Source organism: Roseivirga seohaensis, from assembly GCF_001592945.1.
In the GTDB taxonomy this organism is placed as follows: domain Bacteria; phylum Bacteroidota; class Bacteroidia; order Cytophagales; family Cyclobacteriaceae; genus Roseivirga; species Roseivirga seohaensis.
Genome location: NZ_LRPB01000004.1, coordinates 37,777 through 51,943 on the forward strand (window position 1 = coordinate 37,777; position 14,167 = coordinate 51,943).

Annotated in this window: 16 protein-coding genes; 12 read left to right on the forward strand and 4 right to left on the reverse strand. The window is 39.6% G+C overall.

Features of this window, described 5'->3' with window-relative positions; translation table 11 throughout:
• Positions 1 to 5 precede the first annotated feature (5 nt).
• Together pafA and AWW67_RS02485 are read left to right on the forward strand one after the other, a co-directional pair.
• Positions 6 to 1,637, forward strand: coding sequence for an alkaline phosphatase PafA (gene pafA, locus AWW67_RS02480; protein WP_062300041.1), 1,632 nt, complete (start codon positions 6 to 8; stop codon positions 1,635 to 1,637).
• 174 nt (positions 1,638 to 1,811) lie between these two features.
• The gene (locus tag AWW67_RS02485) at positions 1,812 to 2,654 is read left to right on the forward strand and encodes an endonuclease/exonuclease/phosphatase family protein (protein ID WP_062300018.1); all 843 of its coding nucleotides are present in this window, start codon (positions 1,812 to 1,814) and stop codon (positions 2,652 to 2,654) included.
• On the opposite strand, the gene AWW67_RS02490 is transcribed toward AWW67_RS02485, so the two are convergent.
• Positions 2,641 to 3,531: a DMT family transporter gene (locus AWW67_RS02490; protein ID WP_062300020.1), complete on the reverse strand. Its 891-nt coding sequence runs from the start codon at positions 3,529 to 3,531 to the stop codon at positions 2,641 to 2,643. The genes AWW67_RS02485 and AWW67_RS02490 overlap by 14 nt on opposite strands.
• Positions 3,528 to 4,526 carry a tRNA dihydrouridine synthase DusB gene (dusB, locus tag AWW67_RS02495; protein ID WP_062300022.1) on the reverse strand — a complete coding sequence of 333 codons (999 nt, stop codon included), beginning with the start codon at positions 4,524 to 4,526 and terminating at the stop codon, positions 3,528 to 3,530. Before dusB ends, AWW67_RS02490 begins: the two co-directional genes overlap by 4 nt.
• 35 nt (positions 4,527 to 4,561) lie before the next feature.
• Between dusB and AWW67_RS02500 the strand changes: the two genes are divergently transcribed.
• From AWW67_RS02500 to AWW67_RS02520, 5 genes are all read left to right on the forward strand, one after another.
• Positions 4,562 to 5,572 carry a CPBP family intramembrane glutamic endopeptidase gene (locus tag AWW67_RS02500; RefSeq protein WP_062300023.1) on the forward strand — a complete coding sequence of 337 codons (1,011 nt, stop codon included), beginning with the start codon at positions 4,562 to 4,564 and terminating at the stop codon, positions 5,570 to 5,572.
• A complete protein-coding gene (locus AWW67_RS02505; protein WP_053222136.1) occupies positions 5,569 to 5,769 on the forward strand; it encodes a putative signal transducing protein in 201 nt (66 codons plus the stop codon). The genes AWW67_RS02500 and AWW67_RS02505 overlap by 4 nt, the downstream gene beginning before the upstream one ends.
• 2 nt (positions 5,770 to 5,771) lie before the next feature.
• A complete protein-coding gene (locus AWW67_RS02510; RefSeq protein WP_062300025.1) occupies positions 5,772 to 6,584 on the forward strand; it encodes a phosphatidate cytidylyltransferase in 813 nt (270 codons plus the stop codon).
• An 88-nt stretch (positions 6,585 to 6,672) separates the two neighbouring features.
• Positions 6,673 to 7,950, forward strand: a complete 1,278-nt coding sequence (locus tag AWW67_RS02515; RefSeq protein WP_053222138.1) for a Glu/Leu/Phe/Val family dehydrogenase — start codon at positions 6,673 to 6,675, stop codon at positions 7,948 to 7,950.
• Between the two features lie 15 nt (positions 7,951 to 7,965).
• Positions 7,966 to 8,628 (forward strand): phosphatidylserine decarboxylase family protein, encoded by a 663-nt coding sequence (locus AWW67_RS02520; protein ID WP_053222139.1) that lies wholly within the window; start codon positions 7,966 to 7,968, stop codon positions 8,626 to 8,628.
• Here the strand turns inward: AWW67_RS02520 and msrC are convergent.
• Entirely contained in the window at positions 8,625 to 9,107 is a 483-nt protein-coding gene (gene msrC, locus AWW67_RS02525; protein ID WP_053222140.1) for a free L-methionine (R)-S-oxide reductase MsrC, read from the reverse strand. The two genes, AWW67_RS02520 and msrC, sit on opposite strands and share 4 nt — an antisense overlap.
• Positions 9,108 to 9,160: 53 nt before the next feature.
• Positions 9,161 to 10,189 (reverse strand): bifunctional diaminohydroxyphosphoribosylaminopyrimidine deaminase/5-amino-6-(5-phosphoribosylamino)uracil reductase RibD, encoded by a 1,029-nt coding sequence (gene ribD, locus AWW67_RS02530; protein WP_375596902.1) that lies wholly within the window; start codon positions 10,187 to 10,189, stop codon positions 9,161 to 9,163.
• Positions 10,190 to 10,322: 133 nt separating this feature from the next.
• Between ribD and prmC the strand changes: the two genes are divergently transcribed.
• The 5 genes from prmC to AWW67_RS02555 all read left to right on the forward strand — a co-directional run.
• Positions 10,323 to 11,183 carry a peptide chain release factor N(5)-glutamine methyltransferase gene (prmC, locus tag AWW67_RS02535; protein ID WP_062300029.1) on the forward strand — a complete coding sequence of 287 codons (861 nt, stop codon included), beginning with the start codon at positions 10,323 to 10,325 and terminating at the stop codon, positions 11,181 to 11,183.
• Entirely contained in the window at positions 11,180 to 11,866 is a 687-nt protein-coding gene (locus AWW67_RS02540) for an alpha/beta fold hydrolase (protein WP_062300031.1), read from the forward strand. Before prmC ends, AWW67_RS02540 begins: the two co-directional genes overlap by 4 nt.
• Before the next feature lie 63 nt (positions 11,867 to 11,929).
• On the forward strand, positions 11,930 to 13,162 hold the full coding sequence (locus AWW67_RS02545) for a DUF4934 domain-containing protein (protein WP_062300033.1): 1,233 nt from the start codon (positions 11,930 to 11,932) through the stop codon (positions 13,160 to 13,162).
• A gap of 73 nt (positions 13,163 to 13,235) precedes the next feature.
• On the forward strand, positions 13,236 to 13,604 hold the full coding sequence (locus AWW67_RS02550) for a BlaI/MecI/CopY family transcriptional regulator (protein ID WP_062300035.1): 369 nt from the start codon (positions 13,236 to 13,238) through the stop codon (positions 13,602 to 13,604).
• On the forward strand, positions 13,601 to 14,167 hold a 567-nt coding region (locus AWW67_RS02555; RefSeq protein ID WP_141655365.1), incomplete at its 3' end, for a hypothetical protein. The genes AWW67_RS02550 and AWW67_RS02555, both read left to right, overlap by 4 nt.

Below are 14,167 nucleotides of genomic sequence, written 5' to 3' on the forward strand. Positions count from 1 at the left end.
TACAAATGAAGAAGTCTTCTTATTTAATTCTAATGCTTGCATTGCTAACGTCTATGCAATTAAAGGCGCAAAACGTAAATGAAAAGCCTAAGCTAGTAGTCGGTATTGTTGTAGATCAAATGAAACAAGAATATTTGACCCGATTCTACGGAAATTTTGGCGAAGGCGGTTTTAAAAGATTTGTAGAAGAAGGGTTTATGGCCAGAAATGGGCATTACAATTATTCTTCAACAAATACTGGCCCTGGTCATGCATCAGTGTATACTGGCACAACCCCAGCAGTACACGGGATTGTAAATAACAGTTGGTATAGCAGAAGTTTAGGCAGAAGCGTTTACTGCGCAGAAGACACCACGGTAGTGGCAGTAGGAGGCTCGGCCAAAAGCGGACTTATTTCTCCAATGAATCTTTATTCTACTACAATTACAGACGAGCTTAAGCTATACACACAGAAACAAGGAAAAGTGATTGCAATGTCAATCAAAGATAGAGGTTCAGCCCTTCCTGGTGGTCACTTGTCAGATGGTTCTTATTGGTACGACTCAAGTACTGGTGAATTCATGACTTCTACTTATTACATGAAAGAATTACCAAACTGGGTGAAATCATTCAACTCAGCTCAGCATGTAGACAAGTATTTAAACATGACATGGGATACTTTTTTGCCCATTGAGAAATATTCGATTAGCGGTCCAGACAACTCTCAATATGAGTCTGGGTTTAAAGGTAAAGACACTCCCACATTTCCTTATAACCTAAAAGAGTTAAGAAAGGACAATGGCAATTTCTCATTGATTTCAAGTACTCCGTTCGGAAACAGCCTATTAACAGAGTTTGCCATTTCTGCTGTTGATGCCGAAAAGTTAGGGCAAGACAACACGCCTGACTTCTTAGCTGTGAGCTATTCTAGCACCGATTATATAGGCCATAACTTTGGCCCTCAATCTAAAGAGGTTCAAGACACTTATATCCGACTGGATCGTGAACTCGCAAAACTATTTGATGCGCTCGATCAAAAAGTAGGTAAAGGTAATTATAGCGTTTTCTTAACTGCTGATCACGCAGTGGCCGAAAATTCACTTCAAATGAAAGATGAAGGCTTTAAAATTGACAACTTCAGTAACAGTAATGCGAGAAAGGCCGTTTCTGCGGCTTTGAGTGCAAAATATGGAGCGAAACCTTGGATTGAATCTTTTTCTAACAACATTCATTTAAATCACAAATTGATTGAAGCTGAAGGCATTGACCTTTATGAAATGCAAAGCTTTATTGCTGCTAAAATGATGGAGCAAGATGGTATTTACATTGCTCTCACTGCTCGTGATTTAGTGACCAACAACTACACTAAAAACATTAAAAACTTATTACAAAATGCTTATCACACTAAAGAATCAGGTGACGTATTGGTAGTAATGGATCCGGGATGGCAAACTGGAGGCAGTAAAGGTACAGGTCACGGAAATTCATGGACTTATGATACCCATGTACCTATTTTGTTTTACGGTTGGGGAATTAAGAAAGGAAATTCTGTTCGCGAAATTCATATTACTGATATTGCGCCTTCTGTAAGTATGTTATTGAATATGAGACTTCCGAATGGTGCCACGGGCACACCAATTATAGAAATGTTTAAATAAGAATTGCAAAACGCAGCTCTGAAAACACCCTTGAGAAGTGAATTTTCTCAAGGGTGTTTTTTTTACCCCCATAAAAAGCCATATAATAAGTTATTGCATCTTATTAATTGTTGTTGGTCACGCTTTTTCTGCTTAAAACTTGTTCTACTCATGGAATTCATACTACTTTAGAGTATGAAGTTTCTTTTTTCTCTTCTCGTTCTGTTCAGTGGTGTTTTAAATGCAACGTCCTTTGAGCAAGACCCAGTCAATGAGATTCAGGTTGCATCTTTAAATTTGCTTTATGGTACTCCTGCCGATTTAGAAAATACCTGGAAAAAACGGAAATCAAGGGCCATTGCCAATCTTCAACAATACAAAGACGGGATCATCTGTTTACAAGAAGTAAACGAAACCCAAATCAAGGATATTTCCAAAGGCGTTTCTGGTTTAGATGTAGTTTACAGAACGCAAGGGCTCAAAAACGGAGACGGAAAAGCCAATGCGATTTTCTATAGCAAGAAAACTTGGAAGTTGATTGAAGAAGAAACTTTTTGGCTTTCAGACACTCCTACAAAACCAGAATCTAAAAGCTGGGGAAATACACTACCAAGAATTGCCACCGTTGTGGTATTAGAAAACAAAACAGACAAGAAGCGTATTCGGGTATTAAACACCCTGCTAGATCATAGGTCTGAATCATCTAGGTTGAACAGCATTGAAATGATTCTGTCAAAACTGGAAGACTATAAAGACCAATACCCAACCTTATTGGTTGGCGATTTCAATGTGCCTTCTGACGACATCGTTACTAAGCGAATTTTAGAAGAATATGCCGACACGTATACCGGAGGCCCATTCGAAGGCTGTACCTATCACAGTTTTCATGGTGGAAAGAACTGCCCCAGAATTGACTATATATTTTACAGAAAGTCTGATGGCTTTGAAATGACCACTTCAGGCATCGACCGTTTTGAAAGAAATCGATTGTACGTTTCAGATCATTACCTGATCCACGCTAAATTTACTTTGAAATAGATTTCTTTCTGTTGGTAATATAGACGCCAACAAAAATAGCCAGCATTCCTATTACCTGCCCTAAACCTAGGTCTTCACCATCCCAAAAACCCCAAATTAACGCCACAATAGGAATAAGATACGTTACCGTACTTGTAAATAGTGGATTAGTGATTTGCACCAACTTATTAAAAAGAATAAGCGCTATTGCTGTGCCCATAACCCCCAGAAGAGAAATATAACCAAAGGCTTCCAAAGCCCCTTCTTCAGTAGCCAAGGTCACCGAAAAGTCAGTGAAAGTGAGCAAATAAATTCCGGCCAAGGGTCCCATAAATAATAGGCTTACAGATGTAATTACAAGCGGTTTTAAATCCGCCAAATAATACTTTATTACATTTAGGTTTATGCCGTAACAGATAGTAGCCAATACAATAAAGAGTGCGTAAAAATTAATACCCCTGAGCCCACCAGTACTACCTGCCGCCAATAGTACAGTAGTTCCTACAAAAGCCGTAATCAACCCAAATGTCTTCCTTTTTGTAATTTCTTGTTTGAAGAAAAGTACACCCATTATTAGAACGAAAATTGGTGTAAGGGCATTTAATACTCCCGTAACCCCGCTAGGCAATTGGGTTTGGCCAATAGCAAAAAGAAAGGCCGGAATGAAACTTCCTACCAAACCAATAATGAAGAGTAATTTAAGATGCTTGAACGACAGCTTTCCTACTTTTGGAATTGAGATTGGAATTAGAAACAGACAGGCAGCCAAAATGCGTAAAGCACCAACTTCGCCAGCGTTAAAAACCGCAAGTCCTCTTTTAATAAGGATAAAGGAACTTCCCCAAATCAGAGCAAGTAAGATAAGTAGCGACCACGCTAAAACGTTCGTATTTTTCATTCAACCAAAGCATAAGCATCTTCGAACACGGTCGAAATCTCATCCAGAATATTAAATAACTCTTCTGGATTTTCAGATTCAACCAAGCGTGCTCTGTACGGCTTGAAGTTAGGTATTCCTCTGAAATAATTGGTGTAATGTCTTCGCATTTCAAAAATGCCTTGAAGCTCGTTTTTCCATTCAAGAGAAAACTGTAAATGTTTCTTGGCAGTGGCCACCCTACTTTTCATATCTGGAACAGGCAAGTGCTCTCCTGTTTTAATAAAATGCTTTACCTCATTAAAAATCCATGGATAGCCAATGGCCGCACGACCAATCATGATACCGTCAAGCTCATAGCGATTTTTATAGTCCAATGCCTTTTCTGGCGAATCAATATCTCCGTTTCCAAAAATCGGAATATGAATATCAGGATGATGTTTTACTTCTGCAATTTTTGTCCAATCTGCTTCGCCTTTGTACATCTGCGCACGGGTTCTACCATGAATAGTGAGGGCTTGAATTCCTACATCTTGTAGTCTTTTGGCTACTTCCAAAATTCTGATGGTGGAATCGTCCCAACCTAGTCGGGTTTTTACGGTAACTGGCAAACTTACCTGTTTCACAATTTCAGCAGTCATCTGCTGCATTTTAGGAATGTCGAGCAAAATACCAGCTCCAGCTCCTTTACAAGCTACTTTCTTTACCGGGCAACCGTAATTGATGTCGACCATTTCGGGCTGAGCTGCTTCAGCAATAGAAGCTGCCTCGCGCATCGACTCTATTTTATCTCCAAAAATCTGAATCCCAATAGGGCGTTCGTAATCATAGATATCGAGCTTTTGCACACTTTTTTCCGCATTCCGAATTAACCCTTCAGAAGAAATAAATTCAGTAAACATCAGGTCTGCACCGTTTTCTTTGCATACAGCCCTAAATGGTGGATCGCTAACATCCTCCATTGGTGCCAAAAGCAACGGAAATTCACCTAATTCTATGTTCCCAATTTTAACCATGCCCGTTTCGAAAAATCGCGTAAATTTACGTCATTATGGCGAGAATCGACAACGGGATTAATATTTCCTTGAGAGGAGAAAGAGTAGACGTAATTAAGGAGTTCGAAAACGGAGAATTAAATACCGTAACCACTTATAACGAAAACCCTCAAAAGACTTTTTGGGTAGTTCTGGGCCTGTTATTTACAGGTTTTTTCGTGGGTCAGTTTGCAGCCACCATAGCAGTAATAATTTTTGTATTAATTAATGGTGGAGGAACTGAGGTTTTATCGAACCCCGAAGCACTCTTTGAGCTGATTGGCCAATCGCAATTGTTAATTTCACAATCACTTTATACCGTAGTATTTACTTTCTTGGTGCCTTGGTTTTATATGAAAAACCTAGCTCGAAAACCAATGAATGTTGTTTTTGGTGAATCCAAAACTGAATCTCTTCCTCTAGCTCTAGCTGTTTTTGTTACCATCGCCTTTGTGTTTGTTAATGGTTACATTATTGAATGGAACGAAAATATTCAACTTCCAGAATTTATGGCAGGCTTCGAGAGACTCGCCCGTCAGATGGAAGACTCACTGAAAGAAACTACTGAGATGTTTACCACCTTCGACAGCTTCGGTACATTCCTTTTGGCTTTTGTAGTAGTGGCTATTCTTCCTGGAATAGGCGAAGAGCTTCTTTTCAGGGGTTTATTGCAAAACTCACTGCACCGATGGTCTAAAAATGCACATGTCGCCATTTGGGTTTCGGCTTTCTTATTTTCTGCTATACACATGCAGTTCTATGGCCTTTTCCCACGTATGATCCTTGGAGCGCTATTTGGTTACTTATATGTCTGGTCTGGAAATTTGTGGTATCCGATTATTGCCCACATCGCAAATAATGGCTTTGCGCTTATTGTAGCTTACATGTATCAAACAGAAGTAACAGATATTAACCCTGACGAAACTGATTCTTTACCCGGTTATGCGGGAATAATAGCGCTGATAGTCGTTTCCTTTTTGCTGTTCGTATTCAGAAATTACTATCTTAAACCAAAATCAGTTAGATGAGCAATTGGAACACCGTTTTCAAAACTAATATGCCGCACCAAGCCGAGATTGTGAAAGACGTGTTGATAGATAACAACATTGAAGCAGTGCTGCTTAACCAAAAGGATTCTTCCTATCATTTCGGAAATCTAGAAGTGAAAGTGGAGCAATCTAATGTGATCAAAGCCTTAAAGATTATAGGCGACCTGAACTTTTAATCATGAGTAATCTCTTATTAAGGATTATCACTGGCATTTTCGGAGTTTCTCTGATAATAGCGGGTATAGTATTTAGTTCATGGACCTTTGCCTTGATTTTTTTGTGCATCATGATTCTCACACTTAGAGAGTTTTATGGTCTTATTGTCGCTTCGGGCAATACACCATTTAAAATATGGGGTTCATTTTTTAGTATTTGCCTCTTTGTTTTAGTACACCTTTCCACTGCGGGAAAACTAGACACTAAATACTTATGGTTATTACCCTCCTTATTAGTGATCTGTTTCATGTTTGCCCTTTATCGTCAAAAAACGCATCAACCTATCATTTCATTAGGGCTCACTTTATTTGGGGTAATATATATTGCTTTCCCTTTAAGCATGGCCAATTTGATTGTGTTTAAGAATGAATCATACGAATATGCCTTAATCATAGGCGTGCTAATTGCCCAGTGGGCAAACGACTCCGGAGCCTATTTTGTGGGCAAAAGCATGGGGCGGACAAAGTTATTCGAGAGTGTTTCTCCAAACAAAACATGGGAAGGCACCGTTGGTGGAGTACTGATTTCACTAGGAATTATCTATATATGGAGTTTATACTTTACCGATCTTACCACAATTGAGTGGTTTGGTTTATCGATAATCGTGAGTGTTTTTGGTAGTTATGGAGATTTAATTGAGTCGCTATTTAAGCGCCATTTAGCCATTAAAGATTCTGGGAGCGCACTTCCTGGGCATGGCGGCTTTCTCGATAGATTTGATGGACTACTGTTCGCGCTTCCGTTCGTTACGCTATACTTGATGGTCATCACATAATATCTTAAATAAGCATCAAGTAATAGACCGTATTACTTTAAAATTTCCTTAATTTTGACCAAGTTTTTAAACAAAGATAGATTTCTCTATGGGTTACATTGAACCGGCTCCGATTAAGGACAAGGCTAATCCTTTCGAGTCAATGATGTCCAGATTCAACATTGCTGCTGAAGCACTTGGATTGGACGAGCAAGTATATAACGTGCTCAAATCTCCTACAAAACAAGTCTCTGTGACACTTCCAATCACTATGGATGATGGCTCTATTCGTGTTTTTGAGGGTCACAGGGTAATTCACTCGAATATCCTAGGCCCATCAAAAGGCGGTGTTAGATACGCCATGGATGTACACATTGACGAAGTAAAAGCACTCGCGGCATGGATGACATGGAAGTGTGCTGTTGTAGACATCCCGTATGGTGGTGCCAAAGGCGGCATCAAATGTAATCCGAGAGAGATGTCTGCTGGTGAAATCGAAAGATTAACCAGAGCATATACCAATGCTATGCTAGATGTTTTCGGTCCAGACCGAGACATTCCTGCACCAGACATGGGTACAGGACCAAGAGAAATGGCTTGGATGATGGATGAGTTCTCTAGGGCTCATGGTATGACTGTAAATGCCATGGTAACTGGAAAACCTTTAGTACTTGGGGGCTCTTTAGGTAGAACCGAAGCCACAGGACGTGGTGTAATGGTTTCTGCTTTGGCCGCTATGGAAAAACTAAACATCAACCCTTATCACGCTACTGTAGCTGTTCAAGGTTTTGGAAATGTAGGATCTCATGCAGCTTTACTTCTTGAAGAAAGAGGAGCTTCTGTAATTGCGATTAGTGATATTTCTGGCGCATACTACAACGAAAAAGGAATTAACATCAAAGCTGCTGTGGCTTATCGCGATAGCAATAATGGTACATTAGAAGGCTTTAAAGGCGCTGAGCTAATGGACGATGCTTCTGATTTGCTAGTGCTAAAAGTAGATGTTCTTGTTCCAGCTGCTGTAGAGGATGTAATCCATTCAGGTAACGTTGATAGAGTACAGGCAAAACTTATTGTTGAAGGTGCTAACGGACCAACTTCTGCCCAAGCAGATAAAATTATCAACGAAAAAGGTATTATGGTTGCTCCAGATATTCTTGCGAACGCTGGTGGTGTAACTGTATCATACTTTGAGTGGGTACAAAACCGTTTAGGCTATAAGTGGACGCGCGAAAGAGTAAACAGAAGGTCTGACAGGATTATGAAAGATGCTTTCGACAAAGTATATGAAACATCGCTTAAATATAATGTACCAATGCGTATTGCGGCTTACATTGTAGCCATTGATAAAGTTGCTTCTACCTATAAGTATAGAGGTGGTTTCTAACCAGAAAATTAGTTAATGAATATTCATAAAGAAGGAAGAGCACTGCTAGCGGTGCTCTTTTCCATATTACTAGGTTTAAATTTAGGCTTGTTCTTTTTGCTGAACATCCCTAGCCCTTGGATCGGAATTATTGGTGCCGTCAGCTTAATTCTGTTCCTGTTTTTCCTTCAGTTTTTCCGTAATCCATCTCGAAAAATTGAAATCAACGAAAAGCAAATTCTAGCTCCTGCTGATGGAAAAGTGGTGGTAATTGAAAAAACCACCGAAGACGAATACTTTAAAGGAAAGGAAAGAATTCAGGTATCTATATTTATGTCGCCAATTAATGTGCACGTAAATAGAAATCCTGTTACTGGCCTTATCAAGTACTTCAGATACCACGAAGGCAAATATTTAGTGGCTTGGCACCCAAAATCAAGCACTGAAAACGAAAGAACTACACTTGTTTATGAAATCCATAAAGGAGTAGAAATTCTAATCCGTCAGATTGCCGGAGCAGCTGCCCGTAGAATTAAGTGCTACGTAAAAGAAAATCAATCTGTGATTCAAGGCAAGGAATTCGGTTTTATCAAGTTTGGGTCAAGAGTCGATCTATTCTTACCGCTAGATGCTGTGGTAAAAGTTGAGATTGGACAAGTAACCCAAGGCGGACAAACCGTAATTGCGGAGTTGGCTTAAATTAAGCCTTCAATTATCCGCATTAACTTCTCTAAATGTACTTGATCTACCTCATCAAAATCATTGAGTTGATCAGAGTCCACATCAAGAATTAAGTTGACTTCCCCGTTTTTCATGGCTGGTAATACGATTTCCGATTTGGAAGCCGAACTACAAGCAATGTGACCGGGGAATTCATCTACATTCGGAACAAGAATGGTTTGAGCCTTTTCCCAACTGGTTCCGCAAACTCCTTTTCCTTTACGAATACGAGTACACGCTATTGGACCTTGGAAGGGACCTAATACCAATTCCTCTCCTTTTACCAAGTAGAAACCTACCCAAAAGAAGCCCATTCCATACTTTAGGGCCGAAGCAATATTGGCCAAATTGGCTGTTTGGTCTGGTTCGCCAGTAACCAAGGCTTCAATTTGCGGAATAAGCGATTCGTACTTTTCTGCTTTGCTTAAGTCGTTCGAGATGATAAGTTCTTCGGCCATAATTTTAATTCTGAATTGCGAATTTAAAAGAGAATTGTGTGAATGTTGGTTCCTTAATGTCGGTAAATTTTAAGCACATCGATTTGTAGCTGAATTGTTTCCGATGGTGCATCTTTTAAACTTGGCGCCATAATGCCTTCATTGAATAACACAGGGCATTCGAACACGCGGGCTTCGTCCCATAAGCCCAAAGCCATTAAAGAATTGAGCAAGAAACTTCCACCTTCCACCAAAACAGATTGCACTTTGCGCTCATGCAAATCAGCCAACATGTTTTGAAGAAAGTCCTTCTCTCCAATTTTAACAAGAGTGAGGTTTTTACTTTCTTCTGTCTTTTTCAAATTATACACAATGGTTGGTAGGCTTCTATCAAACAAGTTAAAGTCGGTGGGTAATCGTAAATGTTTATCAATCACTAAGCGAAGTGGTGATTCGCCATGCCAATCGCGAACATCTAATTTGGGATTATCGTGCAATGCGGTATTCGTGCCCACTAAAATGGCATCTTCTTCAGCCCGCCATTGGTGCACCATCATTCTCGATTGTTCACTGCTAATCCACTTGCTATCAAAATTATTGCGAGCAATAAAACCATCAGCCGTTTGCGCCCATTTAAGCAAAATATAGGGTCGCTTTTTTTCAATCATGGTAAAAAACCTTCGATTCAGGTTTTTTGCTGCTGATTCTAAAACTCCAGTGCTGACTTCTATTCCCGCATCTTTAAGTTTCTGAACACCTTTGCCTCCCACCAATGGATTAGTATCCATTGAAGCAATGACAACTTTCTTCACCTTTTTAGCCACTAATAAATCGGCACAGGGCGGAGTTTTGCCAAAGTGTGCGCAAGGTTCAAGAGTAACGTAGCAAGTACTTTCAGAAAGCAGATCAAGATTGGCTACAGCGTTAATGGCATTCACTTCGGCATGCGGGCCGCCATACTTTTGATGATAGCCTTCACCAATAATTTTATCATTGTGAACAATTACGCAGCCCACCATAGGGTTTGGGCTAACATGACCTCGCCCCAATTCGGCTAAGTCCAATGCACGCTGCATCCACTTCAAATCTTGCTCATTATTCACCCGCGCAATTTAGCGAATGCGTAATACTATTCCTTGTTCCCCTATTTTAATTGACTAAACCTTCCAAATGCTAGTTGACAACTTTTGGAGGGTTGGCTAACCCACATGCAAATCCTTCTCACTACTTTTGCTTATGCCTTTTGAAAAACCCAAAGCTAAAATTCAATCTATTGTTAACGCACTCAGTGGTGTTTATGATGAACGTGAAGCCACCAACATGGCCAATTTACTTCTAAGTCACTTTTATGGTTTAGATAGAATGGCGATCATTTTGAATGATGAGTTTTCGTTGGTTGAAGGCTCTGAAAAAGGCCTAGCAAAATCGATTGATGAACTAAATCAACACAAGCCAATTCAGCATATTATAGGAAGTGTAGAGTTTTATGGTTGCGAACTTCTGGTAGATGAACGGGCTTTAATTCCTCGACCAGAAACAGAAGAATTGGTAGATTGGATTGTGACGGTGAATACGGTTGAAGCCCCTTCCATTGTAGACATTGGTACCGGAACAGGCTGTATTCCAATTGCGCTAAAAAAGGCAATACCAAACGCGCAAGTAGCTGCTGTTGATATAAGTGAAGAAGCTCTCACACTGGCGCAAGCGAATGCCAAACAAAATGGAGTTGAAGTCGACTTTCGGCATCTAGATATTCTTGAAAACAACTTTCCTTTTGATCTGTTGGATATAGTGGTCAGTAACCCGCCTTATATTCCTGAAAGTGATAAGGCCGAAATGAGCTCGAATGTATTATCCTTCGAACCACATTTGGCACTTTTTGTAGAAAACCACGATCCGTTGATTTTCTATAGAAGAATAGCCGAGTTAGCCTTCCTGCATTTGAAGATTGGCGGAATGCTTTACTTTGAAATTCATGAAAGATTTGGGGAAGAAATGATTAAACTGGTGGAGGAGATTGGTTTTACTAAAGTGCTCCTCAAAAAAGATTTACAAGGAAAAGATAGAATGCTACAAGCACAAAAATATTCGAAATGAAAAAATTGATTCTATTACACGGTGCGCTTGGTAGCGCCTCAATGTTTGAAGTCCTTACAAATAATCTAAAAGGCGATTTTGAAGTACATGCTTTCAATTTCTCTGGGCATGGCGGTGCACCAGTAAATGAAGAAGGCTTTGGAATCGAAGTTTTTGCCGAAGAACTCCAAGCCTTTATTACCAAGCACAAATTGGAAGGCGCAGATATTTTTGGATACAGCATGGGCGGTTATGTGGCACTTTATCTGGCGGCTTCTCAGCCGAACTTGATAGGTAAAATCGTCACCCTTGGCACTAAATTAACCTGGACAGCTGAAGGTGCAGAAGAAGAAACTGCACGCTTGAACCCAGAGTTAATGAAGGAGAAAGTGCCGCAATATGCTGCGCTTTTGAAAGAGCGTCATGGTAAAAAGCAATGGAAACAGGTGATTTGGCAAACCGCAGGCATGATGCTAGAACTGGGCGATGAGCCTTTGCTCACTATGGAAAATCTTCCTTTAATCACCAATCAAGTAACAATTCTATTGGGTGCTGATGACACTATGGTAGGCAAAGAAGAAAGTGAAAATGTGGCTACAATTCTTCCCAACGGAAAGTTTATCTCTATTCCCAATATGCCACACCCTTTGGAGAAAGTGGATTTAGACACCCTATATGAAATTATTAAGAATACTTTGATCTAAGTAGTGAATTAGGGATTAATTTATATCTTTAGAGTTTATTTCTAATCTAGATATAATCTTTATATGTCCCAATCTAAGTTAATCAGCTCTGGTTTTCCCTTTCTTACCGTATTCATAGTCCTTTTGACTCTTTTTTCTTGTAGCAAGGAGAAGAAGATCGAGACTGGCCTTACCACTATTAATTTGGTAGAAGCCTACAGCAATGCTGCACCAATCAATATCAGTGATTTTGCTTCAGACATTGAATACATTCGATTAGAGACCAGTGAGAATACTTTTTATAAATCAATTTACCTCAAAAGCACACTAGGAGACTCAATGATTCTAATGAAGTCGACTGATCGAATCTCGTTGTTTGATAGGAAAACAGGAACTTACCTCAAAGATATTGGCCACAAAGGAGACGACCCTGAAGGTTTTTCCAGTGCGCTTTATGATCTCGGTGTTAATGCAAAGAATAAAACAGTTTATGCCAGAGGGAAGCGTTTTGATTTGTATGAATACTCTTTAGGTGATGGGCTTTTAGAGAACACTATTCCTGGACCAAAAGTAGAGGGGCTCGACAAAGCGCTCGCTTCTCTTTCATTTATGGACATGAGCTTAATCACTTCACAAGGTATCATTGATGATGAACTCGGTGTGGGCTATTTCATGAACATCAAAGGTAATGAACCTTATAAGTTAGTAGTTTATGACTTTAATGGTGAGGTATTGAAAATATATCCAAACCACCAGAGTTACGAGAAACGAAAAAATGGAATTAGTATCGAAAGTGCCGATTTCCACAATTACAATAACGCGTTATTCTTCAAAGAGAATTTCAATGATACAGTATTCAATGTAGGTGTTGACACTTTGAAACCAGCTATTCTCTATGAATTGGGGGAGTTCAGTCCACCCTATGCTGAACAAGAAAATTTAGGTGAAAAGAGAAGTGAATATATGTTCCCTTATAAGACTCTGCAAAGCCCAGATTTTGTTTTCTATTATGTTTCCTTTAAGGAAAAATTGGCCTACGGATATTACAACCGAAAAACGAAAGAAGCTTTTCTTTCCGACCCTTCAACCAGTGATAAGAAGACTGGCTTTACAAACGACATTGATAATTTTGTACCCTTTTACCCCACTTCTATCAATGAAAAGGGTGAGATGTTGGGCCTAATCACGGCTGAAGAAGTCTACGAATGGTTTCAGAACAACCCCGACAAAATCGCTTCTCTTCCTGAAAACCTACAGGCGCTCCAGAACATTGAGCCCGAAGACAATCCTATTGTCATGATTGCCAAGTTAAAATAGACCCTCCAAATTTCTTTCTACTATTTTTATAGAAGTATTACTATTTATTTAGTTTATTTACTATGTTTATAGTATGAAAGAACTTACTAAGGCCGAAGAAAAGGTTATGCAGTTGCTTTGGCAGCTAGAAAAGGCCTTTACTCGTGAAATTCTGGATCAGTTTGAAGGTACACCGCCAAGCTACACTACCGTGGCTACCGTACTCACCGTGCTCGAACAAAAAGGCTTTGTCGATTTTGAAAAACTCGGTAACAGCAAGCGCTACTATCCCCTTGTCAGCAAAGAGGCCTACAGTGAATTTGCTTTGAGCAATGTGGTAGGTAAATATTTCGAAGGCTCTTTAAGTAAACTCGTTTCCTTCTTTACCGAAAAGAAGAACATTGACCTGAAAGAGCTCGATGAGATAATTGATGTAATTGAAAAAAATAAAGAACAGAAATGATGTGGAACCCTATTCTTATCTGGAGTCTAAAAGCAGGCTTATTATTAAGCCTCTTGTATGGTGTTTATTTTTTCTTGTTCCGAAATAATACTCAGTTTCATCTAAAACGAGCATTGCTCTTATCGGTCTTAGTAGCAGCCCTACTTTGGCCTGTGATAAAGTTCAGTGCCAGCGAAAAGCCTGTCTCTACTACTCAAGTGTTCCAAAAACTAGATGAATCATTGATTTCTCCTGTGGCTGAAGTTGCATCTAAGTCAACTAAAACGGGAGAAGCCCTAGTCACCGAAACCTCCTCTGTAAACAGCACTTCAGATATTATTTGGTGGGTGTATTTAACAGGAGTGGCTATAAGCCTTTTAGTCTTCTTTAGCGAATTAGCAAAACTCACCTATTGGCGATTAACAGGTACGGAAATGCGAGATTTAGGCAAGAACGTAATCAGCCATCCTTCAGTAAAGTACCCTTTCTCCTTCTGGAAATGGATTTTCATTCCAGAGTCAGTAGACTATTCTGAATCAGAATGGATTGTGATTCAGGAACATGAAAACCTACATTTAAAACAA